The organism is Pantoea agglomerans NBRC 102470 (assembly GCF_001598475.1).
Taxonomy (GTDB): Bacteria; Pseudomonadota; Gammaproteobacteria; order Enterobacterales; family Enterobacteriaceae; genus Pantoea; species Pantoea agglomerans.
Genome location: NZ_BCZA01000004.1, coordinates 426771 through 449169 on the forward strand (window position 1 = coordinate 426771; position 22399 = coordinate 449169).

Below are 22399 nucleotides of genomic sequence, written 5' to 3' on the forward strand. Positions count from 1 at the left end.
CGCCCGGCAAAGCCGGGCGTTATTGCAAGTCTGAGCCGTCAGTTACTGCTTAACGAACTCTTCGCCCTGGGCGATATCTTTCTTCAGCGTATCCAGCATGCCTGACAGCGCCTGCTGTTCGTAAGCGCTGAGGGTACCAATCGGCCTGCGTTCAGCCACACCGTTTTTACCCAGCAGCAGCGGCTGGGAGAAGAAGCGCGCATGTTCACCCTCGCCTTCTACGTAAGCACACTCCACCACATTAGCTTCACCCTTCAGCGCGCGTACCAGTGACAAACCGAAACGTGCAGCTGCCTGGCCCATCGATAGCGTGGCAGATCCGCCACCCGCTTTGGCTTCCACCACTTCGGTGCCGGCGTTCTGGATGCGTTTGGTCAGATCAGCCACTTCCTGATCGCTGAAGCTGACGCCTTTAACCTGCGACAGCAGCGGCAGAATGGTTACGCCAGAGTGGCCACCAATGACCGGGACTTCCACCTGGTCAGGCTGCTTGCCTTTCAATGCAGCCACAAAAGTATTGGCGCGAATGATATCCAGCGTGGTCACGCCGAACAGCCGATTTTTGTCGTAAACACCGTGCTTTTTCAGCACTTCTGCCGCAATGGCCACGGTGGTATTGACCGGGTTGGTGATGACACCAATCAACGCTTTAGGTGCCGTTGTGGCAACCTGTTCGATCAGGTTACGGACGATGCCTGCGTTAACGTTAAACAGGTCGGCGCGATCCATACCGGGCTTACGTGCGACACCAGCGGAAATCAGTACCACATCGGCACCCTGTAAGGCAGGCGTGGCGTCTTCTCCACTGAATCCCTGAATAGCCACTGCGGTAGGAATATGGCTGAGATCAACGGCAACACCCGGCGTAACCGGCGCGATGTCATACAGCGAGAGTTCTGAACCTGCGGGAAGCTGGGTTTTGAGCAGAAGTGCGAGCGCCTGGCCTATGCCGCCAGCGGCACCGAGAACGGCAACTTTCATTCTTAACTCCTTATTAAGGTGGGGCAGAGATGGGCCGAAATTCTATCTGTGTCAGACCTTAATCAACTGCTCAGGCGATGATAAATATCCGTTGTTAATTCTACGTGTTTTCACACTTAATCTCCGGATTCAAAAGTTACTTATCATTGCACCTGAATGACCGACAACTTTGCCGTCGTCAGACAGAGAACGGCTACGTGCGTTTTCTGTTACTACACCACCAATAATATAACAACTTTGCAACCTTCGCCTTCCGGGGCTGTGACGCGTGTTTTGGTCTGAGCGGATTTATTTGCTATTATCGCCGCCCGCTAGCCGCCCGGACGCTGCTCATCAATCGAACGATTGCATAAAAATGCATATAAATGCATAATCACCACTCTGCCGCGGGCGGATGCGCGGTTATTCTCTCTATTTATTGGTAACCTATGCGAAACCCATCGAAACAAGACGATCTGGTTAAGGCTTTCAAAGCCTTATTAAAAGAAGAAAAATTCAGTTCCCAGGGCGAAATTGTTCAGGCGCTTCAGGACGAGGGCTTTGAAAATATCAATCAGTCCAAAGTCTCGCGAATGCTGACCAAGTTTGGCGCAGTGCGCACCCGGAATGCCAGGATGGAGATGGTCTATTGCCTGCCCGCTGAGCTGGGTGTGCCGACCACCACCAGCCCGTTAAAAAACCTGGTACTGGATATCGACTACAACGATGCCCTGGTAGTGATTCATACCAGTCCCGGCGCAGCACAGCTGATTGCACGTATGCTGGATTCACTGGGTAAGTCGCACGGGATTCTGGGTACCATCGCGGGTGATGACACAATCTTTATTACCCGCGCGCGTGACTTCACCGTTAAGCAGCTGCACGGTGCCATCCTCACCCTGTTTGAACAGGAACTCTGATCGCGGACTGACGACCGGCCATCATGCGCCAGATCGTCAGTTCGTTCTCTCTGCTCACCCCTTTCCACGACAGTTACCCGCTCTGGATAAGTAATAAGCCTGCTTTTACACGCCCGGCTGTTGGTCAGATCGATAACTCTGCTTCACTTTATGCGCTATTTTACACTGCTTTACATCACTGAACCGGCACCATTGCCCGGATCCAGATCAAACTCCAGCCCGATACACCTCCGACTTTCGCACTAAAAGTTAAAGTGATCTATCTCACTGTTTTTGCAATTAAAAGTGGCTTAAAGGTTACTTTTTATCCTTTTTTTATAACGTTAAGTTATTAAAAGTAGCCATAAGGATAAAGAATCACAAAAAAACATTATTAGCGGGGTATTAATTTCTTCCGTTATTAGTTCTATACTTCTTTTCGTGATGCAAATCACACTAAATAAAAAGATAAAAATAGACGACGAGGAAAAATCTATGAACGTAAAAACTACCATTGCTACCCTGAGCATTCTATCCGCCCTCTCATTTGGTGCTGTTGCAGCAGAATCTATTGATGCGTCACAGGCACAGAATCTGCAGGCTGTCGGCACCATCAGTGTCAGCGGCGTGGCGGGTTCACCGATGGATATCAAACAGAAACTCAGCGACAAAGCCGATCAGCAGGGCGCAAAAGCCTATCGCGTGATTGAGGCATACAACAACGGCAACTATCACGCTACCGCCGCACTGTATAACTAAGGCGTAACCGATAATGCCATCTGCTCTCTGTCTGACGCGCCCTTTTGCGCTCCGGAGAGCTGAAGCAGAAATTTCAGGAGAGTTGACCATGAAAATGAAATTAGCTATCGCTGCACTGAGTCTGGCATCCCTGTTCTCAGTGGGTGCTAACGCCGCCAGCCTGGTGTCCAATGAACAGGCACAGGGTCTGCAGCCAATGAATCAGACCATCAGCATTGGTGGACGAAATGGCGACCAGACGCATATCCGTCAGGTGCTGTCAGAGAAAGCGGATGCCCAGGGCGCAAGCCACTATCGCATCATCGAAAACAACCAGGATAACACCTGGCATGTCACCGCTGAGCTTTATAAATAATTAACTGTGATGACGCCTGAAGGGCGTCAGAAGATATCGACGACCCGCCTTTACGAGTAACCGCAGGTTGTTGAAAGTATTGAGGAGATAATCATGAATATCAAAACAACCATCGCTACAGTCAGTCTGCTTTCCGTTATGGCGTTCGGCGCATCAGCCGCACAGCTGGTCACCGGCGATCAGACGCAGAACCTGCAGCCTGCGGGCACCGTGACCATCAGTGGAACCGCGGGATCGCCAATGGATTACCGCGCTGAGCTTTCTCAGAAAGCGGATGAACAGGGTGCCAGCGCCTATAAAGTTATTGAGGCGCGCACCGGCGATAACTATCACATCACCGCACAGCTTTATAAGTAATTCCTCGTCAGATGTATGACGAACCCTTTGGCCCCGCTCGCCGGGGCCTTTTTTCATCTGACGTTTTATCTGACATTAAAGTGAAGCTGACCTTCCAGCTCCTCTTCCGCTTCATCAAATAACAGAATCAGCGCGCCATAACGCCGTCGCTGTCCCCTGCCCAGATTAACAAATTCAATCTCCAGCGGCAGCGGTAACAGATCGCCCGTCACCACATCCCATAATCCATCCAGATCGCAGATGCGGCGCTCCTCCAGCGCAAATCGCTCGCTGAACTGCCGGAAGAAATGGGCCTGATCGACAATTTCATTAAAATCAAAACGCTCGATTTTCATGCTGACGGCTCCCATGCTCCGTCTGCGGGCGACCTGCGCCGCCCGTTACTGTCCGCTAGCTCAAACCGCCCAGGTGCAGCGCTTTGACCTCCAGATACTCTTCCATGCCGAGTACCGAACCTTCGCGGCCCAGCCCCGACTCTTTCACACCACCAAACGGCGCCAGCTCGGTTGATACGGCACATTCATTAATGCCGATCATGCCGCTTTCCAGCGCGGCTGAAACACGGAACACCCGCTGCAGATTCTGCGTGTAAAAGTATGCGGCAAGGCCGAACGGCGTATCGTTAGCACGGCGGATGACGTCATCTTCATCATCAAAGCGGAAACAGGCAGCCACCGGACCAAAGGTCTCCTCCTGCGCGAGCTGCATCCCTTCGTGCGCCTCAGTAATCACAGTGGGCTGCCAGAAGTTGCCACCCAGCGCATGTCGCTCGCCACCCGCCAGTAATTTGCCACCTTTTGCTACCGCATCATTGACGTGCTGCTCAACCTTTTCCACCGCCGATGCCTCAATTAATGGCCCGACAATCACGCCCTCTTCCATGCCGTTGCCCACCTTCAGCTTGTTCACTTCGGTAGCCAGCTGCTGAGTAAAACGATCATAGATAGCATTGTGAATGTAGAAGCGGTTTACGCTGACGCACACCTGGCCCGCATTACGGAATTTGTTGGCAATGGCGCCCTGTACGGCGGCATCAATGTCGGCATCGTCAAACACGATATAAGGGGCATTACCCCCCAGCTCCATCGACACTTTTTTCATGGTTTCGGCAGCATTGCGCATCAGCAGCTTGCCCACCTGGGTGGAGCCGGTGAACGAGATTTTACGCACCGCTTTGCTGGCCATGATGGCATCGCTGATAGCATGGGTATCACCGGCTACCGCATTCAGTACACCATCAGGCACGCCTGCCTCCTTCGCCAGCGCCAGCAGGGCAAAGGCGGAGAGTGGCGTGTTATTGGCAGGTTTAATAATGCCGGTGCAGCCGGCAGCCAGAGCTGGCCCCAGTTTGCGGGTCAGCATCGCCATCGGGAAATTCCACGGCGTAATGGCGGCCACAACGCCAATCGGTTCGCGGGTTGCCAGAATACGGGAGCCGGGTTTAGCTGGCGGAATAATCTCACCATTGGTCCGTTTCGCCTGCTCGGCGAACCACTGAATAAAACTGGCGGCGTATTCTACTTCCCCTTCCGCCTCTTTCAGGGGCTTGCCCTGTTCGGTCGTCATCAGCTGTCCCAGCCAGCGCTTGTTCTCAATGATCAGCTGGTACCAGCGAGTGAGAATTTCAGCGCGCGCTTTTGCAGTCTGCGCCCGCCAGGCGGGAAATGCGCGCTCCGCTGCGGCGATAGCCTGTTCCGTTTCAGCTTTACCCGCTTTTGCCACCTGTGCAATCACCTCACCGGTCGCCGGATTGGTCACGTCAAAGGTAGAAGCCGCCTGATGCCACTGACCGTCCGCTAAATAACCGGTCCGGAACAGTTCGCTCTCTTGCAGTGATTTCATTGATTCGCTCCTGTCAGTTTTGCTCTTCCGTCTGGAGAGTATAGTTGGCAAAAGCGACAGATTTTGTGATGGGTGGGGATTGCGCAGGCCGCTGCAGGTCACAGCGGCCAGATTCAGATTTGGATGAGCGTGTTCTGGTACTTATCCAGCATCATAGCCAGTCGTTTTACCGGTTCCGTTACGCTGGCGGGAGCCTCGTAATGGGCCAGTTTTTCCTGATAGACATCCAGCTCTTTCAGCAGACGTTCAAAGTAGTAACGCCGCTTGTCATCGCTGCTGGCGGAGATCACCCGGTCAGCGGTGTAACGCAACTGCCGGTGATAAGCAGAGAGGTCGGCATTCACCGGCACTTCTGCGTCGCGTAACCGCTGATGACCGATGATCAGCGTCAGGGCGATGCGATATTTGTTGATATCGCCCGGAAACAGGTTCAGCAGCAGAAACAGTTGCTGATAGAGCGCTGGCAGATGGTTTTCACGCCGGCGCGCCTGATTGGTCGTCATGGCAGAGACAGCCGCATACATAAAGCGGTTCAGCAGCTTGCGGCCGGTGCGCGCTTTTGATTTATCACGAATCAGCAGGATCACCATCATCGCCACGAAGCAGCCGATGACCTGGCCCAGAACGTTATCGAGAAAGACGTTAATGTGGAATTCCATCGGATTATCCAGCACCAGAACGTTAAGGGTGCCAATCAACGCCCCCAGCGTGCCAAGCTGACGCCGCTGAATGAAAATACCACCGATAAAACCGAGCAGGCCGATTGCGATGCAGAGCAGCAGTGCGCTCTGCTGCGTCGCCGGGAGAACATACATAAAGTAGAGCGCACCCAGCGGAACCGCGACCGTCATGCCGTAGAGAAAGTCCTTTGCCATCATCAGCGGGTTGGGCATGCGCATCGCCAGCGCGGTGATGACAGCCAGCATGACCATGCAGCCACTGCCAGAGGTCCAGCCGGTATAGAGCCAGAACAGCGAACCCAGCGCGGTCGCCACAAAGGTACGGATACCGTTGATCATCGCATGATGCGTTTCAGCGGAACGCGCCTGGATCACCACTTCGCGCTGCAGAATCTCCTCTTCCAGCGAGGTGATCCGGCTATTACTTTTGATCCCTTTCAGCAGCAGCAGATATTCGGTAGCAGTGCCTACCCAGCTGGCCAGCGTGACCGGCGTTGATTTGCCGCTGGCACCAATCACCCGCCGCATCACTTTCATCCGCTTATGCACCTCTTCAACGGTCGAGGCTGGTTTTTCAACCATCAGACGATACTGGGGCGGAATGTAATCAGGACGGGAATTCTGTATCAGAAAGGTTTCGGCTGCCTGTGTAATCAGCGTCAGCGACAGGGTATTGAGCATCTGCAAACGGCGGTTGCTGTTCTTCCAGCGTGAGGACTCCATCATCAACTGGCTGCGCATGCTGTTCAGCGCCGTGGTGCGCCGTACCAGCGCGCTCCAGGCTTTGTCGACCTCTTCTTTATCACCGTGAGCGACGCAGAGTTGCAGCAGGTTGTAGTGTGCCACCAGCAGCGAATCGACCTCAGCGTCGATCACTTTTTTAATCGAACGGGGTGAGAAAATCATGTCGGCCAGAATGGCACACAGGATGCCGAGTACGATTTCACTGCAGCGCTCTACCGCATATTGTGGCACCAGCGTCAGACCGCCGCTGGCGTTAGCCGTCACCACAATAATCAGCGCGGTGTAGCCCGCCAGTCCGAGCGCGTAAGAGTTTTCTACCTTGATCAGCGAAGAGAGCCAGACGCAGAGTCCTGCCCAGATGCAGCACAGCAGCAGCATCACGACCGGTGCACGCACGGTGGCGATCATGATGGTCAGCGCGGCGATACAGCCAATAAATGTCCCGATAATACGCAAAACGCCGCGATAGCGCAGCGCCCCTGAATAGGGGTCCCCCCCGGCCGCAAACGCGGTACCGCCGGCCACGATACCGGCGGTCATCACCGCCCAGCGCGGCGTTTCAAGGTTAAAGTGAAAACCCACCATCAGCGCTAACACCAGCGCAAAGGTGAGCTTTACCGGGAACCGCAGGAACTCGATCATATCGCCCTCTTAACCAAACTCACGCAGGCGATTAAACAGTCGGACCATCGGTGAAACCTGTTCAGGCTGACGATCGGCCTGACCGGTGATCACCACTGTCGCTGTCGTGCCCGCCGGGAAGCGATTGCCGGGCTGCTGATCAAGCCGGATGCGAACCGGCACACGCTGCGCCAGACGGACCCACTCCAGATTGGAATCTACTGTGGCCATGCCTTTGCTGTCGACCGAGCTGCTGCTGTTGGTGACGCCAGCCGCCACACTGTCTACGGTGCCACGCAACACGATGTTGCTGCCAAGTGGGGTCACTTCTGCGCGGAAGCCCTTCTCCACGCCGTGCAGTTTGGTCTCTTCCAGGTAAGCCAGTACATAGAAGGAGTGCTGCTGAACCAGCGCCACGGCAACCGAACCACGGGTAATAAACTCACCCTGGTAGACATTCAGGTTGGTGACCCAGCCATCGGATGGCGCTTTCACCGTGGTGCGCTCAAGGTCAATCTTCGCCAGATCGCGTGTCGCCACCGATTTCGCCAGCTGGTGCTCGCTGGTTTGCAGATCGTTATTGGATTGCTCGATAGCCTCGCGCGACATGGCGGAGGTGCCCAGCTGGTTACGGCGCCCGGCTTCGCGACGTTTCTCACTGACCAGTGCCTGGTAATATTCAACATCCGCCTGCGCCTGATCGAGCGCTTTTTGATAGCGCGGCCGGTCAACCACAAACAGCGTATCGCCCTTCTTCACCAGCTGGTTGTCGTGTACCGGAACCTCGGTAATCAGGCCGGTGACGTCAGGGGAGATCGCCACCACGTCAGCGGCGAAACGCGCATCACGGGTCCAGGGCGATTCGGTATAGAAGACCCAGGCACGGAAAATAATGACCACTGCGATGATGACCAGCAGGATAGTAATCGCGTAGCGCGCGATTTTTCTTATGAGTGCTTTCACTTAAACCTCAGACTAATAAACGGGAGACAAGGTAAAACACACAGCAGTAAAGCGCTGTATTAAAAAGTGCCGGATGCCAGACAAGATCGTAGATACCGCTCGGCGTAAGCACGCGTTTCACTAACCAGAACAGCATCAGTGAAATAATAAGTTCGATGAAAATGGGCGGAAAAGAGAGCCCAAACATGACAAATACCGGAAGCACACTCATCACAAATCCTTAGTTCGACCTTGCCGGGATACTCATGCCTCTTCAGATGTCGCAGGAAAACCCTCTGGAAGCGTTATCCGAACCGCAGCTGGCTTAATAATAGCGTATCATCGAAGGGTATCAGGCAATGAAGAATCACCGGGAAATACCCCGGCGCGCTTATAATAACGCGCCTGACTATAAGTTTTCTACAGAATGTGATCTAAATCACTTTTAAGCCAGAGTAAATAATGGAACGACTGAAAGGCATGTCTGTCTTCGCCAGAGTGGTCGAACTGGGTTCGTTTACCGCTGCGGCGCGTCAGCTTCATCTGAGCGTCTCATCAATCAGCCAGATCGTCGCGAAACTGGAAGATGCATTGCAGGTGAAACTGCTGAATCGCAGTACCCGCAGTATCGGGCTGACCGAAGCGGGCAAAATCTATTATCAGGGCTGCCGCCGTATGCTGGCCGAAGCGACGCAGGTGCATGAACAGCTTTACGCTTTTAACAATACGCCCATTGGCGTACTGCGAATTGGCAGTTCCTCTACCATGGCGCAGAACGTGTTAGCCGGCATGACCAGCGATATGCTGCGGGAATATCCGGGGCTGAGTGTGAATCTGGTCACCGGCGTTCCGGCCCCGGATCTGATCGCGGATGGTCTGGATCTGGTGATTCGGGTGGGAGCGTTAAAAGATTCCAGCTTGTTTTCGCGTCGCCTGGGTGCGATGCCGATGGTGGTGTGCGCCGCAAAAAGCTATCTGGCGCAGCATGGTACGCCGGAGAAGCCGGGTGATATCGATAATTTTTCCTGGCTGGAATATAGCGTACGGCCCGACAACAATTTCGAACTGATTGCGCCGGAAGGATTAGTGACACGCCTGGCACCGCAGGGACGTTTTGTGACCAATGATTCCCTGACGCTGATTCGCTGGCTGAAGTCGGGCAATGGCATCGCCTATGTGCCGATGATGTGGGTAATTGATGAGATCACCGCAGGCGAGATCGATATTCTGTTTCCGCAGTATCAGTCCGATCCGCGCCCGGTCTACGCGCTCTATACCGAGAAGGATAAGTTACCGCTTAAGGTGCAGGTCTGTATCGATTATCTGACCGGCTATTTTGAACAGGTGGCTGAGCAGTATCAGCAGCACCGTAAAAGCTAACAATAAATTGTTGACAACATCTGTCCCGACCAGCTGTAAGACCCAGCCAGCGAAGGAAACACGGTCAGATCGGAAAGACGCAAAATCCGTCATCCCTGACACGCTCGGCCCGCGCCATCCGTGGCGCGGGACGCTTTCCTCCTCTGCCCGTGTTCCCTGCGCTTTCAGCTATTGCATTGCTGCCAGGTTCATCCGGCTATGGATTTGTCAGCATTCTGACAACCCGCCAGGCGGCGGGTTGTTGGGGTCACATCAGGCGGTGCCGCCGATGGTCAGTTTATCCAGCTTCAGGGTCGGCTGACCGACACCGACCGGCAGGCTCTGCCCCTCTTTACCACAGACACCGACGCCTTTATCCAGCGCCAGGTCATTACCCACCATCGAGATCTGCTGCATCGCTTCAATGCCGGAACCAATCAGCGTTGCGCCTTTAACCGGTTTGGTGATTTTGCCGTTCTCAATCAGATAAGCCTCTGAGGTTGAGAAGACAAATTTGCCGGAGGTGATATCCACCTGACCGCCACCAAAGTTCGGCGCATAGAGGCCATACTCAACGCTTTCAATAATATCCTGCGGCGATGACTTGCCAGCCAGCATATAGGTGTTGGTCATGCGCGGCATCGGCAGATGCGCGTAGGATTCACGACGTCCGTTACCGGTAGGGCTAACCCCCATCAGTCGCGCATTCAGCTTGTCCTGCATGTAGCCTTTCAGCACACCATTCTCAATCAGCATGTTGTACTGACCGGGAACGCCCTCATCATCTACTGCCAGTGAACCGCGCAGCCCTTCAAGGGTGCCGTCATCCACCACGGTACAGAGGTCAGACGCGACCTGCTGACCAATTTTACCGCTGAACACCGAGGTGCCACGGCGATTGAAGTCGCCTTCCAGACCGTGACCGACCGCTTCATGCAGCAGCACGCCCGGCCAGCCCGCACCCAGTACCACTGGCAACGCACCAGCAGGTGCGGCCACGGCGGAGAGATTCACCAGCGCCATACGCACTGCTTCACGCGCCCAGGCGTCAGCGCGGACTTCGCCATCTTCATCTGCGAGGAAAAACGCATAGCCGGTACGCGCACCGCCGCCGCTGGCGCCGCGTTCACGTTTGCCCTGATCTTCCACCTGGACACTAATAGAGAGGCGAACCAGCGGACGGACATCTGCCGCCAGCGTGCCGTCAGTCGCGGCCACCAATACCTGCTCATAAACGCCGGTCAGGCTGGCATTGACTTCCTGCACGCGCGAATCAGCCGCACGAGCCACTTTATCAACGCGATGCAGCAGGGCAATTTTGTCTTCACGTGTCAGGCTGCTCAGCGGATCGATAGCCTGATAGAGCGAACGGTTCATCACGGCAGAAAGCGTGTGTGCCTTGCCATTTCCCTGTTCGCGTACGATGCTGCGTGCGGCTTCAGAGGAGAGACGCAGTGCATTCAGCGTGATCTGGTCTGCATAGGCGAAGCCGGTTTTCTCCCCGCTGACCGCGCGCACACCCACACCCTGATCGATATGGTAGGAGCCATCTTTAATGATTTTGTCTTCCAGCACCCAGGATTCGTGAAAGCTGGACTGAAAATAGAGATCGGCATAATCCAGACGACGTTCTGAAAGCTGCCCTAACAGGGAAAATAGGTCCTGCTGATTAATGCCGTTAGCAGTCAGTAACTGCTCACTTACCAGGTTCAGAGTCATCGTTTCTCACTCATTATGTGCTCAGATAATCATAGCCTGCGGTAATTCCGGTACGGCGTCAAATTCACTTGTTGTCAGTTTCACGCGGTTTACGCAGCACTTCATTGATTTCTGGTTTATCCAGCGGGCCACTGATGTGATAACGCAGCAGCGATATTTTGTTCCACAGGGGTCCCAGAACTTTACTGGCGGCAAACACCGCCGCGCCAATCACCGGATTGATGGCAAAAGCTGTCGCCACACCAACCGAGGCGGATATTTCCGGCGCAACCACCGCTTCCATGTCGATCTGACGCTTCACCAGGTCGAGATTACCCTGCATCGCGATGTCCGCTTCCAGGCCATCCACCAGCAGATTATCGGTGCGCATCATGCCGTTTTCGATCCAGGCGGTGCCGTTAATCGAGTCGAAGTAGAAAGAATTGGTGAAGGTGTCGCTGAAGTCGAAGCGCAGCTTGCGCAGTAGCGCATCAAAACTCACCAGCCGCAGAATTTTCCCGGCGGCACCGGTATTCACATCGGCGATCTGGCCTTTGCCAAAGTGGGTCTTCAGGGTGCCGCTCAGCGTCTCTGCCGAGGGCTGCCAGGGGGCAGAGCGCCAGTGCAGGTCATACGCAATATCAAATGGCGCATCGCGCAGCGGCGTGTTGACCCCAAACCAGTTGGTCGCGTTATTAATATTCGGGCCTTTCAGCGTGCCCTTCAGCGAAGTGCGCTGGTCGTCCGGGCGGTTAACCCATTCCCCGTTGATTTTCAGCTGTGAGCTGCCAGTATCCACTTTTCCGTTAGTAAGCGCTAACGTATCTCCGCGGGGTTGCAGCATCGCGGAGACCTGACCATATTTCTGGCCCAGCACCCAGCACTCATTACAGCGCAACTGTAACGCGGGCCACTGGCTGAAGTTAATGTTCGTGGCTTTTTGAGGTGGCGCTTTGCCGCCTTTGCCTTCACCGTTATCCCACTGCGGATTGTAGTAAAGGTAATCCAGGTTCACCTGCCACGGTGCTTTCGGGGCCATTGCCAGCGCACCACGCAGCTCTTTAGCCCTGACGCCGACCTGGCCCTTGCCGCCCGCACTCTGAGCCAGTGTCGCTTCAACCTCATGCCATTGCTGCCCGGCCAGGGTGACGGCCGGGCTACGAAGCGTGATATTGCCGGGCAGCGTGACGCCACCCGTTTTGAGGCCGCCGCCTGACTCGCTGCCCCCGGATGCTCCCCCTGCGGCCATCATCGCCACCCAGGCCTCGCCATCCAGCGCGGGCAGGTTCAGTACCATGCCGGGATGATCGGGCAGAGCAGGTGTTTTCTGCGCATCATTCAGCCAGGTGCCACGATCGACGCGCAGCGTCGGCTCCAGCAACCAGCGGCTGTTAAAGCGATGGTTTGCATCGACGCTGCCACTGAGATCGAAATGGTGCAGGTCGCCACTGGCCTTGATTGCGACTGGCATCGCCTCACCGGCTTTCTTATCGAGCGGTGCAGGTAAGTGACTACTTACTTCTTTTGCATTACCGTTCAGCGTCACGTCATAACGCGCCCCGCCATGATGGGGCAGCGTAATATTGACGTCGCCCTGCCATGGCAGATTTCCGCCCAGCTGCTTGCTGATGGCTGCAGGAAGCTGGCTGATTTTAGCGGGCTGCCAGTCGCCCTGAAGTTTGACGTTCACGCCAAAGTCGTCCGGATTCTCTTTGGTGCTGAAACGCACGCCCATTGGCTGACCAAACCAGTTCGCACGCAGATCCTCACTGGCCAGATTGCCGTTGTCGTAACGGAAGCGCCCGGAGAGATTGTTAATGGTGGTTTTTAACGGTTTGATAAACAGCGAATTATTGTTCAGGTCCACATTGCCACGGGCATGAACCTGCTCACCATCCAGCGGGATATCCAGATTCAGGTGGCCGCCGACGCGGCCTTTGATTTCCAGCTGTTCCAGCGCGGCACCCAGTGAAGGTTTCAGCGGAGTCTGCCCGAAATAGTCCGCGATCTGCTGGCCTTCACCACTGATATCACCCTCAATGATCAGTTTTTCTTTCAGGTAGTCGGGGATGACCGCAGTGACGTTGCGCGCGTCCACCTCGCCCAGTTTCGCCACTGGCGCTTTCATCCAGAGACCGTCATTCAGGAAGTTAAGGTCGATATCGAGATTGCTTAACGCTGGCCATTTGGGCTGAAACGCATAGGTTGCCTGGCGAAGCGGCACCCAGACCTGGAACATGCCATCATTATGCTTGAACGGGAACAGCGCCGGATTACCGGCAAACAGCAGTGTGGCGTTGTCCACCTTGCCACCCTTCACTGCCCCACTCAGATAGTGCGTCAGGCTGTTACCCAACAGCGGTACCGGGAAGTAGCGCCAGGCATCGCCCGCATCGGTAAGCCGGATACCGGCCAGAATATCCAGACGAGGCTCACCGCCGCTGTTCTGCTGGTAGCTGAAGTCGCCGCGCGCCCAGAGCGAGCGTGCCTCCAGGTCAAGATTTTCGCCCGCCAGCGTAAGGCCATGATCATCATTCAGCCAGCGCAGCGCACCGGTCACCCGCTTAATCTCTAACGGAGCCTGGAACATGTCGCCATAGGGAACGGTCGCCGCCCCCATATCCACACTGACCTGACCATTGCTCAGGCTGCCGCGCGCTTCCCCGCTTAAATGGCTGATGCCCGGCAACAGTTTCCAGTGCTGCCAGCTGAAATCACGCCACTTCACCTGTACGCGGGTTTTTTCAGGCTGCTGTAACGGAATATCCAGCGCCAGGCCATCGATGGTGCCCTGTGGCTGCAGCGTCTGCCAGTTTTCAAACAGCGCCGGAGAGAGCGGCGCAAACAGCGGAACGATCGGCGCAATATGACTCAGCACCAGCTGTGTGGCGCGAACGCGCACTTCCGGCTGACCATCCGGTCCCAGCATCTGCTTATCTTCAGGACGCCATAACAGAGAGAAGTGACCGGCGGGCCAGGCGTGGCCGTCGGTGCTGAGCCGGGTTTGTGGCACATTGACCACCCAGCCATTCTGGAAACGTGACAGATGCGCGGTCAGCCCATCGACCTCAATGCGGTGTCGTCCGGTCTCGCCCTGCCAGCTGGCTCCGCCCTTGCGCAGCAGCAGATCACCGGCGTAGATGTCGCCATCGCGCAGGTTAACCCAGGCCGCCAGGCTAAATCGGGCGCTATCCAGTCGTGTATTGTCACGCACCCAACGGCCCAGCCACGGGCGCATATCGACGTCGTCGGCCTGCATCCAGATGCGGCCATCATTGAGTAAACCGTTGCTGTCGTTAAGATCAAGCCGCACCTGGACCACGCCGTGCTGGCCGGTGAAGCTCGACAGGCTGACTTCGCCTTCGGCCCGGTGGCGGTTATCTTCATTGACCCAGGTGAGTCGCGGGATCGCCAGCTCAGCATGCTGACCGGAAGGGGTGCGGAAACGGATGGTGCTGTCACGCAGGTCAAAATGGTCAAACTGACGCAGGAAGAGTTCGTTTATCTGCGCCGGACGGAAGCTGTTTTTCTCTTTGTCGTTATCCAGCAGCGGGCGATTAGTATCGAGGTGCAACTGCCAGAAGGTCAGATCGCGAAACTGCCACCGCCAGTGCAGCAGGGACTGCCAGACGTCGAGAGCCAGATTAATACGTTTGATAGTGAGTTTGCCGTTCTCATGCAGATCGACGCTAAGATCGCGAACCTGCAGGGTTGGGCCAAAATTCTCCCATTTACCCTGTAACTGGCTGGCGTTGACCGGCACGCCGCTGCTGTCGGAGATGTATTGCAGAAGGTTGCTGCGATAGCTGTCGAGATGCGGCATCACCAGACGCAATCCGCTGACCAGCAGCGCGACAATCACGATGATTGCCGCGACCAGCAGTAACAAAATCCTCGGCAACTGCCTCACTCACGCCTCTCCTTGTGTTCCGTAAACGACGGATAGTTGGTTCTCATACCCGACCGTCTCCCGATAAAAGCGTTAAAACGCGCATTTTATCTCAAACAAGGGCGATTTTTCAGCCCGATATCCGAAGAAACCGGTGACCGGGCTGGCGTTACATCATCACTACGTCGAACTGCTCCTGAGTGTAGAGCGCTTCGACATGAACTTTAACCTGCTTGCCGACAAAGATTTCGACTTCAGCCAGTGCATGAGACTCGTCAGTTTTTAACGCCTCACCCACCGTCGGTGAAACATAGACCAGAAAGCGGTCAGAATCATAAGCGTGATGAACCCGGACAATCTCACGCATGATTTCATAGCAGACCGTTTCAACGGTTTTCAGCGTGCCGCGCCCTTTGCAGACCGGGCAGTCCTGACACAAAACGTGCTCAATGCTTTCACGGGTACGCTTACGCGTCATCTCCACCAGACCCAGCGCCGAGAAACCATTAATACCGGTTTTAACCCGATCTTTACTGAGCGCGCTTTCCAGCGAATGCAATACCCGGCGGCGATGGTCTTCGTTGCTCATATCGATGAAGTCGATAATGATGATGCCACCAAGATTACGCAGTCGCAGCTGACGTGCGATCGCCTGAGTGGCTTCAACATTGGTATTAAAGATCGTCTCATCAAGGTTACGATGGCCGACAAACGCACCGGTGTTGATATCGATGGTGGTCATCGCTTCGGTCTGATCGATGATCAGATATCCGCCTGACTTTAGTTCAACTTTTCGATCCAGCGAGCGCTGAATCTCATTTTCGACGTCAAACAGGTCGAAAATAGGCTGTTTACCGTTGTAGAGCTCCAGCTTACCGGCCATTTCCGGGATATATTCACCGGTAAATTCCACCAGCATATCGCAGGTCAGGCGGGAGTCGACCCGGATGCGATCCAGCGCCGCGCCCGCAAAATCACGCAGAATACGCTGGGCCAGAGCCAGCTCACCGTAGAGCAGGCAGCGGGTCTGATTGCGCTTTTTACGCTCGCTGACTTTGGTCCAGAGTCGTTTGAGAAAAGCCGCGTCCTGCGCCAGCTCCTCTTCCCCGATGCCTTCTGCGGCGGTACGGATAATAAAGCCGCCCAGATCGTCGCAGTAGTCAGCCACGACCGCTTTAAGCCGATCGCGCTCTTTCTCGCTCTCAATACGCTGAGAGACACCCACATGCGATGCGCCTGGCATAAAGACCAGGTAACGCGAAGGCAGCGTGATGTCAGTGGTCAGCCGGGCACCTTTGGTGCCAAGCGGATCTTTGACGACCTGAACCACCAGATCCTGTCCCTGCCGCACCAGCTCGGCGATATCCCGCACGATAAAGTTTTTCTTTTCGTCGCCCGCCACACATTCAGTATGCGGCATGATATCTGAGGCGTGCAGAAAAGCCGCTTTCTCCAGACCGATATCAACAAAGGCGGCCTGCATGCCGGGCAGAACACGGCTTACACGGCCTTTATAAATATTGCCAACGATGCCGCGCCGCGCCTCACGCTCAATGTGGATTTCCTGCAGTATGCCGCCGTCGATATAGGCAACACGTGTTTCAGAAGGCGTCACGTTTACCAGTAATTCAGCCGTCATGTTGACCCCTTACGGCACGCAGTGACTCGAAATGGCTGATCAACTCCCCTGTCTCAACCAAGGGTAATCCGACCACTGCATGGTAGCTTCCATTAATTTTGCGGACAAAGTTTCCTCCCCTGCCCTGAATACCGTATGCACCCGCTTTATCCATTGGCTCGCCGGTCGCGATATAGTCGTCGATGTCGGTGGCGGTTAAGGTGCGGAATGTCACATCAGTGATTACGACGCAATCCAGCGCCTGCTGACTGTCGGCCAGCGCTACCGCCGTCATCACCTGATGCGTATGACCAGAGAGTTTGCACAGCATCGCGCGGGCATCAGCGGCATCGCGCGGCTTTTCCAGCACTTCGCCATTCAGCACCACAATCGTATCCGCGCCCAGCACCGGCAGATCCTGCGCGGCCAGTTTTACACCCGCCTGCGCTTTATCATTGGCCAGACGGCGGACATAGATCTCCGCCGCTTCGTTTGGCTGACGCTGCTCTTCAACGTCAGTCACGATGCGCTCGAATGTCAGACCAAGTTGAGTTAACAGCTCACGACGACGCGGTGAACCGGAAGCAAGATAGAGGGTTACCATAAATTTCCTTATTGAACAGCGAACTGACGACGAATTTTTCTCATTAATAAGAATAGCCAGGGCCAGAGAATACCGTCGACGACACTGCTCCAGAAAATTTCAGGTCGGAATGAAACGTTGATTACCAGGAATTCAGCCCAGAAGACAATCACATCCATCGCCAGCGACAGCACCATAACCATTAACGCTTGCTGCCACAACGCTAAGTTGCGGAATAACTGGAACTTAAAGGCAATCAGGTAGGCGATGATACTGAGCGCCAGCGCACGCACGCCGAGTGTGGAACCCGCAATCAGATCCATGATGGCACCCAGCACAAATCCGCTGCCGACATTGACCCGATGCGGCAGTGCGAGCACCCAATAGATAAGGATCAACAGTAGCCATGAGGGCCGGAACATATAAATTTCATCCGGCCAGGGCATGATCTGCAGGACAAGCGCAACCAGGAAGGAGAGCCAGATGACCCAACGTCCCTGGCTGCGATATCGACTCAAGGCTGCCCCCCGCGTGAACGCGAGGAGTTGCTTTGTCCACTGCTGCTGGTAGCTGACGGTGCAGGCGGTCCCATCTGTACGGCAGGCGCAGGCGGGCCCATTTCTCCCGCAGGCGGTAAGACCTGCGGCATCATCTGCATCAGACGCTCGTTCGCAACGCGATGAACTTCATCCTGCGGCAACGGCATATCACCATTGCGATCGGCACCCCACAGCAGCAGCAGGTAACGCAGACGCTGCAGACCCGCGGTCGGATGCGCCTGAATCACCGTATAGGCGCGTTGGGTATCCACTTTTACCGAGGAAACCACACCCACCGGATAGCCTTCAGGGAATCGGCCACCGATACCTGAAGTCACCAGTACATCGCCGACCCGAATGTCCGTATTACCTGGCAGATGCTCAAGCTGAAGATCTTCAGTACAGCCGTTACCTGCGGCAATGACACGGATGTCATTACGCAGCACCTGAATCGGCAGGGCATGTGACGCATCACAGATCAGCAGAACACGGCTGGTGAGTTGTCCGACAGCGATGACCTGACCGACTACCCCTTTATCACTGATGACCGGCTGGCCTTCATAGACGCCGTTAACGCTGCCTTTGTCGATTACCACCTGGTCGGTGTAAGGATCGGTGCCGGTGGAGATGACCTGTGTCACCATCTTTTGCTCATCCTGACGCAGCGGTGAACCCAGCAGTTCACGCAGGCGTGCGTTTTCCTGCTTATATTGCCCCAGCATTAGCAGGTTACTGTTTTTCAGGAAGAGCTCACGACGTAACGCTCTGTTTTCCTGCTCGAGTTGCTGACGCGACGCCAGCGACTCTGACACGCCATCCAGCAGCTGACGTGGCCCATTGGCCAGGAAGTAAAACGGACTGACCGACGTATCCAGATAGTTGCGTATTTGGGTGAAAGAACCCACACGGCTGTCGGCAATGATAATGGCAATCGCCACGATAACCGCCAGGAATAGACGCAACTGCAGGGAAGGTCCCCTGCTAAAAATCGGCTTCATATAATCTGCGTGATCCTCGACAACAGGAGAGGAAGCGACGGCATAACACCGTGCTTCCCTGGGCTGAACGCACTGCACCGGCACAGATTGCGCCGGTTCACATGCCACTCCCTCGCATGATCATTGCGTTCTTAGCCGGTTGAGGCAATTATTCTTCGCTGAACAAATCGCCGCCATGCATGTCGATCATTTCCAGCGCTTTGCCGCCACCGCGAGCCACACAGGTCAGTGGATCCTCAGCAACCACAACCGGAATGCCCGTCTCTTCCATCAGCAGACGATCCAGGTTGCGCAGTAACGCACCACCGCCGGTCAGCACCATGCCGCGCTCCGAAATATCTGAAGCCAGCTCAGGCGGACACTGCTCAAGGGCAACCATCACCGCGCTAACGATGCCGGTTAATGGCTCCTGCAGCGCTTCCAGAATTTCATTAGAGTTCAGTGTAAAGCCGCGCGGTACACCTTCTGCCAGGTTACGACCACGCACTTCGATCTCACGGACTTCATCACCCGGATAGGCTGAACCGATCTCATGCTTAATACGTTCTGCGGTCGCTTCGCCGATCAGTGAACCGTAGTTACGACGCACATAATTAATAATAGCTTCATCGAAACGATCGCCACCAATACGCACTGACGAGGAGTAGACCACACCGTTCAGCGAGATCACCGCCACTTCTGTGGTACCGCCACCAATATCCACCACCATTGAGCCAGTCGCTTCTGAAACGGGCAGACCCGCACCAATTGCTGCAGCCATCGGCTCTTCAATCAGAAACACTTCACGCGCGCCTGCGCCCTGAGCGGATTCACGAATCGCGCGGCGTTCAACCTGTGTTGCCCCGACGGGTACGCAGACCAGCACACGCGGGCTGGGACGCATAAAACTGTTGCTGTGAACCTGCTTGATGAAGTGTTGCAGCATCTTTTCGGTCACGAAGAAGTCAGCGATAACGCCATCTTTCATCGGACGAATCGCTGCGATATTGCCTGGCGTACGGCCAAGCATCTGTTTGGCCTCATGACCCACGGCCGCAACACTTTTCGGTGAACCGGCACGATCCTGTCGAATAGCGACGACGGAGGGCTCGTTCAGTACGATGCCCTGTCCTTTCACGTAAATCAGGGTATTCGCGGTACCCAGGTCAATGGACAAGTCGTTGGAAAACATGCCACGAAATTTTTTAAACATACTAAGGGGTAATCCTGCAAGCTGGGGGCGGAAAATAAAATCCGCTTACTTTACCAACCACACGAAGCTGCCACAAGGCGCAAAAACGTTCTGCTTCGGTGAAAAAAGACGCCTGATTGCGTTTAAGTCATCTGAACTGGCGATCCACAACAGCAGAATGGCGACCAGACGCCATCAGCACTGCATTTCACGCTATTTCCCCTCGCCCTGTCCGACATAAAATCTAACATTTCCGGCAGTAAGTTCAGAGGTTCAGACGCGGATAAACATTAAAAAAAACCGTAAATTTCCGTCAGTACGACCGCAATTCATTAAATACGGTAACGTTGTGAATACTTCTTCACGTTACTGTTAACCGGAAGCGAGGGAGCAAAAAAGTCGCCCTGCCCACCTGCTACGCCCAACGCGACTAAAGTTTGCCACTCCGCCTTAGTGCGGACACCGGTAGCAAACACCTGAATGCCCGTACATTTACAGACTTCCAGCAGACTCTGCACAAACAGCTGATTTTCAGTCCGTCGCTCAATATTGCGTACCAGACCGGCATCAAGCTTGATCAGTTCCAGCGGCAGCTGTCGTATATAGGCGCTGCTTACCACGGTTAAACCCGCCTGATTTACCGCAACCCGACAGCCAAAAGCCTTAAGTGCGCGGAAAACTGGCGTTAAACGGTTGATGTGTTGACAAACATCTGCCTCGGCAAGTTCAAATAAAAATCGTTTTCTTTGCGCTTTCGGGCACTGCAGCAGCATGTTCTGCAGCCAGAGGACAAAAGAGCGCTGCAGAAGCGAGGTAATCGTCACCGGGATCACCAGCGTCTCTTCTGGCCAGAGTTCAGAGAGTGCCGCAATGCGAGTCATTAACTGGCGATCCCAGCCATCAGCCATGCCGAGCTGCTGTACAAGGGGCATATATTCTGCGGCCAGCACTTCTTTATCGCCGTCGAAGATGCGGGTCAGCATCACCCGGTGCTGTACCTTACCCTCAATATTGACGGTGGGTTTATGATAGAGCCGCGGGCCGCCACGGCTAAGCGTGTTCTCCAGCAGGGTTCGCCAGCGCACACTACCCCGCCCGGCGTCCTGCGGATTTCCGGCACCATTGGTCCAGTTGTTGCCGCCCAGCAGTGCCGCACGTCGGGTAGCCATTTCGGCATTTTCCATCACCTGCGGCACAGTCTGCCCGCTGTGCCAGGCGCTGATACCGATATGGATGAGATCATCACGATTAACCAGCCGCATCGGCGGCAGGGAATCAACAGCATTGATCAGCTGATCCGCAATACTGTTTGCCTCTTTGAGACTGCGATGCGGCAGTAGCACGGCAAAATCACTGCGGAAATAGCGTGCCAGCAGGGCGCCAGGATAGCGCAGCACAAAGGTGGAAAGCATGTTGACGAAATTGAAGAGGTACTCCTCAACCAGCCCCGGCTCCAGCGAATCCTTCAGCGTGTCCAGATCGGGCAGGCGCACCATCATCACCACACCATGGGTGCCGACTGCTTCCTGATCCTCCAGCAGGGTGGCGAGCTGGTTATCAAAGAACAGCCGGTTGTTGAGACCGGTGCGTCCATCCTGCGCAGCAAAGGTGCGGATCAGCGTGTCGATACGCAGACGCTGCTCGCCCGCCTCCTGCAGATCCGCCAGCAACACATCCAGTGCGCGGCTCGCTCTCGGTGGCCACTCATCCGCACCGCGTTTCGGCATTACACCGCGCTCACCGCTGATAATCGCCTCTGCCCGTACTTCAAGATGCTCCATACCGCGCCACTGCCGACTGAGCCAGCGATGCATCAGCAGCAGCACCAGACTCATCACCAGCATGACGGTAAACAGGATGCCCAGCGTAGAGGTGCCGGTAATGGAGCGCAGCCAGGTTTTGGCAGGATCAAGGGTGACGACCCGCAGCTCTAAACCCGTCTGGTGCATCAAAGGCACATCGACCTGGATAAAACGATTAGGCTCGTCTTCCAGCATCTGGTTTTCGTGTCGGGAGAGGGTAAGGAAAGTCTGCCTGCCGTTGTGAAGAGAAATCTGCTCGGCATTCATTATCGGCATCATACGCGTGAGCCAGACATGCAGCTCTGCCGGCGTCTGGGTGAACATCGCCTGATCCACTTCGGTCGCCAGTATCTGCGCCCGATGTTCAACCCGCTGATGACTGAACCAGAAAACACTGAATGCACAGCCTGCCAGCATCAACGACATGGCCAGCAGGCTTAAAAAGGTAATAAACGCAGATAATTTTGTGGTTAATCGCATCCCTGTGCCTGTATTACTGCGGTGATAACCGGATCACCCAACCTTGTACCGTCAGCCTGACGAAAACGCGAGCAAAAATAGCATAATTTGCCGTTGCCGACAG

The 22399-nt window shown here is 55.1% G+C and carries 19 protein-coding genes; 5 read left to right on the forward strand and 14 right to left on the reverse strand.

The window, feature by feature from the left end; all coding sequences use genetic code 11:
* Positions 1–42: 42 nt before the first annotated feature.
* Positions 43–981, reverse strand: a complete 939-nt coding sequence (gene mdh / locus PAG01S_RS10450) for a malate dehydrogenase (RefSeq protein WP_010699812.1) — start codon at positions 979–981, stop codon at positions 43–45.
* Positions 982–1409: 428 nt separating this feature from the next.
* On the opposite strand from mdh, the gene argR reads away from it, so the two are divergent.
* The 4 genes from argR to yhcN (PAG01S_RS10470) all read left to right on the forward strand — a co-directional run bounded on the left by argR (position 1410) and on the right by yhcN (PAG01S_RS10470) (position 3330).
* On the forward strand, positions 1410–1880 hold the full coding sequence (gene argR / locus PAG01S_RS10455) for a transcriptional regulator ArgR (RefSeq protein ID WP_010256080.1): 471 nt from the start codon (positions 1410–1412) through the stop codon (positions 1878–1880).
* A 474-nt stretch (positions 1881–2354) separates the two neighbouring features.
* The gene (gene yhcN, locus PAG01S_RS10460) at positions 2355–2618 is read left to right on the forward strand and encodes a peroxide/acid stress response protein YhcN (protein ID WP_022623941.1); all 264 of its coding nucleotides are present in this window, start codon (positions 2355–2357) and stop codon (positions 2616–2618) included.
* An 88-nt stretch (positions 2619–2706) separates the two neighbouring features.
* Positions 2707–2973, forward strand: a complete 267-nt coding sequence (locus PAG01S_RS10465) for a YdgH/BhsA/McbA-like domain containing protein (protein ID WP_010256074.1) — start codon at positions 2707–2709, stop codon at positions 2971–2973.
* Between the two features lie 93 nt (positions 2974–3066).
* On the forward strand, positions 3067–3330 hold the full coding sequence (gene yhcN, locus PAG01S_RS10470) for a peroxide/acid stress response protein YhcN (protein WP_010256072.1): 264 nt from the start codon (positions 3067–3069) through the stop codon (positions 3328–3330).
* Positions 3331–3395: 65 nt separating this feature from the next.
* Here the strand turns inward: yhcN (PAG01S_RS10470) and PAG01S_RS10475 are convergent, their stop codons facing one another.
* From PAG01S_RS10475 to aaeX, 5 genes are all read right to left on the reverse strand, one after another.
* Positions 3396–3665, reverse strand: coding sequence for a barstar family protein (locus PAG01S_RS10475; RefSeq protein WP_010256069.1), 270 nt, complete (start codon positions 3663–3665; stop codon positions 3396–3398).
* A gap of 55 nt (positions 3666–3720) precedes the next feature.
* A complete protein-coding gene (locus PAG01S_RS10480; protein WP_010699815.1) occupies positions 3721–5172 on the reverse strand; it encodes an NAD-dependent succinate-semialdehyde dehydrogenase in 1452 nt (483 codons plus the stop codon).
* 113 nt (positions 5173–5285) lie between these two features.
* A complete protein-coding gene (gene aaeB, locus PAG01S_RS10485) occupies positions 5286–7238 on the reverse strand; it encodes a p-hydroxybenzoic acid efflux pump subunit AaeB (protein WP_010256064.1) in 1953 nt (650 codons plus the stop codon).
* A 9-nt stretch (positions 7239–7247) separates the two neighbouring features.
* Positions 7248–8180: a p-hydroxybenzoic acid efflux pump subunit AaeA gene (gene aaeA, locus PAG01S_RS10490; RefSeq protein ID WP_010256061.1), complete on the reverse strand. Its 933-nt coding sequence runs from the start codon at positions 8178–8180 to the stop codon at positions 7248–7250.
* 7 nt (positions 8181–8187) lie between these two features.
* A complete protein-coding gene (gene aaeX, locus PAG01S_RS10495; protein WP_010256058.1) occupies positions 8188–8391 on the reverse strand; it encodes a p-hydroxybenzoic acid efflux pump operon protein AaeX in 204 nt (67 codons plus the stop codon).
* 230 nt (positions 8392–8621) lie between these two features.
* Between aaeX and aaeR the strand changes: the two genes are divergently transcribed.
* Positions 8622–9539: an HTH-type transcriptional activator AaeR gene (gene aaeR / locus PAG01S_RS10500; protein WP_031592720.1), complete on the forward strand. Its 918-nt coding sequence runs from the start codon at positions 8622–8624 to the stop codon at positions 9537–9539.
* A gap of 252 nt (positions 9540–9791) precedes the next feature.
* On the opposite strand, the gene tldD is transcribed toward aaeR, so the two are convergent.
* The 8 genes from tldD to csrD all read right to left on the reverse strand — a co-directional run bounded on the left by tldD (position 9792) and on the right by csrD (position 22296).
* Positions 9792–11237, reverse strand: a complete 1446-nt coding sequence (tldD, locus tag PAG01S_RS10505; RefSeq protein ID WP_062758538.1) for a metalloprotease TldD — start codon at positions 11235–11237, stop codon at positions 9792–9794.
* A 64-nt stretch (positions 11238–11301) separates the two neighbouring features.
* Positions 11302–15126, reverse strand: coding sequence for an AsmA2 domain-containing protein YhdP (gene yhdP / locus PAG01S_RS10510; protein WP_062758541.1), 3825 nt, complete (start codon positions 15124–15126; stop codon positions 11302–11304).
* Positions 15127–15274: 148 nt separating this feature from the next.
* Positions 15275–16744, reverse strand: coding sequence for a ribonuclease G (rng, locus tag PAG01S_RS10515; protein WP_003855268.1), 1470 nt, complete (start codon positions 16742–16744; stop codon positions 15275–15277).
* The gene (locus PAG01S_RS10520; RefSeq protein WP_010699818.1) at positions 16734–17327 is read right to left on the reverse strand and encodes a Maf family protein; all 594 of its coding nucleotides are present in this window, start codon (positions 17325–17327) and stop codon (positions 16734–16736) included. The genes rng and PAG01S_RS10520 overlap by 11 nt, the downstream gene beginning before the upstream one ends.
* A gap of 8 nt (positions 17328–17335) precedes the next feature.
* Complete coding sequence (mreD, locus tag PAG01S_RS10525; protein WP_010256045.1) at positions 17336–17824, reverse strand: rod shape-determining protein MreD; 489 nt, start codon at positions 17822–17824, stop codon at positions 17336–17338.
* Positions 17821–18843 carry a rod shape-determining protein MreC gene (gene mreC / locus PAG01S_RS10530; RefSeq protein WP_062758544.1) on the reverse strand — a complete coding sequence of 341 codons (1023 nt, stop codon included), beginning with the start codon at positions 18841–18843 and terminating at the stop codon, positions 17821–17823. Before mreC ends, mreD begins: the two co-directional genes overlap by 4 nt.
* 148 nt (positions 18844–18991) lie before the next feature.
* Positions 18992–20035, reverse strand: a complete 1044-nt coding sequence (mreB, locus tag PAG01S_RS10535) for a rod shape-determining protein MreB (protein ID WP_004385136.1) — start codon at positions 20033–20035, stop codon at positions 18992–18994.
* Positions 20036–20346: 311 nt separating this feature from the next.
* On the reverse strand, positions 20347–22296 hold the full coding sequence (gene csrD / locus PAG01S_RS10540; RefSeq protein ID WP_010699819.1) for an RNase E specificity factor CsrD: 1950 nt from the start codon (positions 22294–22296) through the stop codon (positions 20347–20349).
* Between the last annotated feature and the right edge of the window lie 103 nt (positions 22297–22399).

Excerpts from the sequence above, each read along its gene's own strand:
- mreC (WP_062758544.1), bottom strand. The coding sequence starts at position 18,843 with ATGAAGCCGATTTTTAGCAGGGGACCTTCCCTGCAGTTGCGTCTATTC.
- aaeR (WP_031592720.1), top strand. The coding sequence starts at position 8,622 with ATGGAACGACTGAAAGGCATGTCTGTCTTCGCCAGAGTGGTCGAACTG.
- tldD (WP_062758538.1), bottom strand. The coding sequence starts at position 11,237 with ATGACTCTGAACCTGGTAAGTGAGCAGTTACTGACTGCTAACGGCATT.
- mreB (WP_004385136.1), bottom strand. The coding sequence starts at position 20,035 with ATGTTTAAAAAATTTCGTGGCATGTTTTCCAACGACTTGTCCATTGAC.
- argR (WP_010256080.1), top strand. The coding sequence starts at position 1,410 with ATGCGAAACCCATCGAAACAAGACGATCTGGTTAAGGCTTTCAAAGCC.
- PAG01S_RS10475 (WP_010256069.1), bottom strand. The coding sequence starts at position 3,665 with ATGAAAATCGAGCGTTTTGATTTTAATGAAATTGTCGATCAGGCCCAT.
- mdh (WP_010699812.1), bottom strand. The coding sequence starts at position 981 with ATGAAAGTTGCCGTTCTCGGTGCCGCTGGCGGCATAGGCCAGGCGCTC.
- aaeB (WP_010256064.1), bottom strand. The coding sequence starts at position 7,238 with ATGATCGAGTTCCTGCGGTTCCCGGTAAAGCTCACCTTTGCGCTGGTG.
- PAG01S_RS10480 (WP_010699815.1), bottom strand. The coding sequence starts at position 5,172 with ATGAAATCACTGCAAGAGAGCGAACTGTTCCGGACCGGTTATTTAGCG.
- yhcN (WP_010256072.1), top strand. The coding sequence starts at position 3,067 with ATGAATATCAAAACAACCATCGCTACAGTCAGTCTGCTTTCCGTTATG.
- yhcN (WP_022623941.1), top strand. The coding sequence starts at position 2,355 with ATGAACGTAAAAACTACCATTGCTACCCTGAGCATTCTATCCGCCCTC.
- rng (WP_003855268.1), bottom strand. The coding sequence starts at position 16,744 with ATGACGGCTGAATTACTGGTAAACGTGACGCCTTCTGAAACACGTGTT.
- csrD (WP_010699819.1), bottom strand. The coding sequence starts at position 22,296 with ATGCGATTAACCACAAAATTATCTGCGTTTATTACCTTTTTAAGCCTG.
- PAG01S_RS10520 (WP_010699818.1), bottom strand. The coding sequence starts at position 17,327 with ATGGTAACCCTCTATCTTGCTTCCGGTTCACCGCGTCGTCGTGAGCTG.
- aaeX (WP_010256058.1), bottom strand. The coding sequence starts at position 8,391 with ATGAGTGTGCTTCCGGTATTTGTCATGTTTGGGCTCTCTTTTCCGCCC.
- PAG01S_RS10465 (WP_010256074.1), top strand. The coding sequence starts at position 2,707 with ATGAAAATGAAATTAGCTATCGCTGCACTGAGTCTGGCATCCCTGTTC.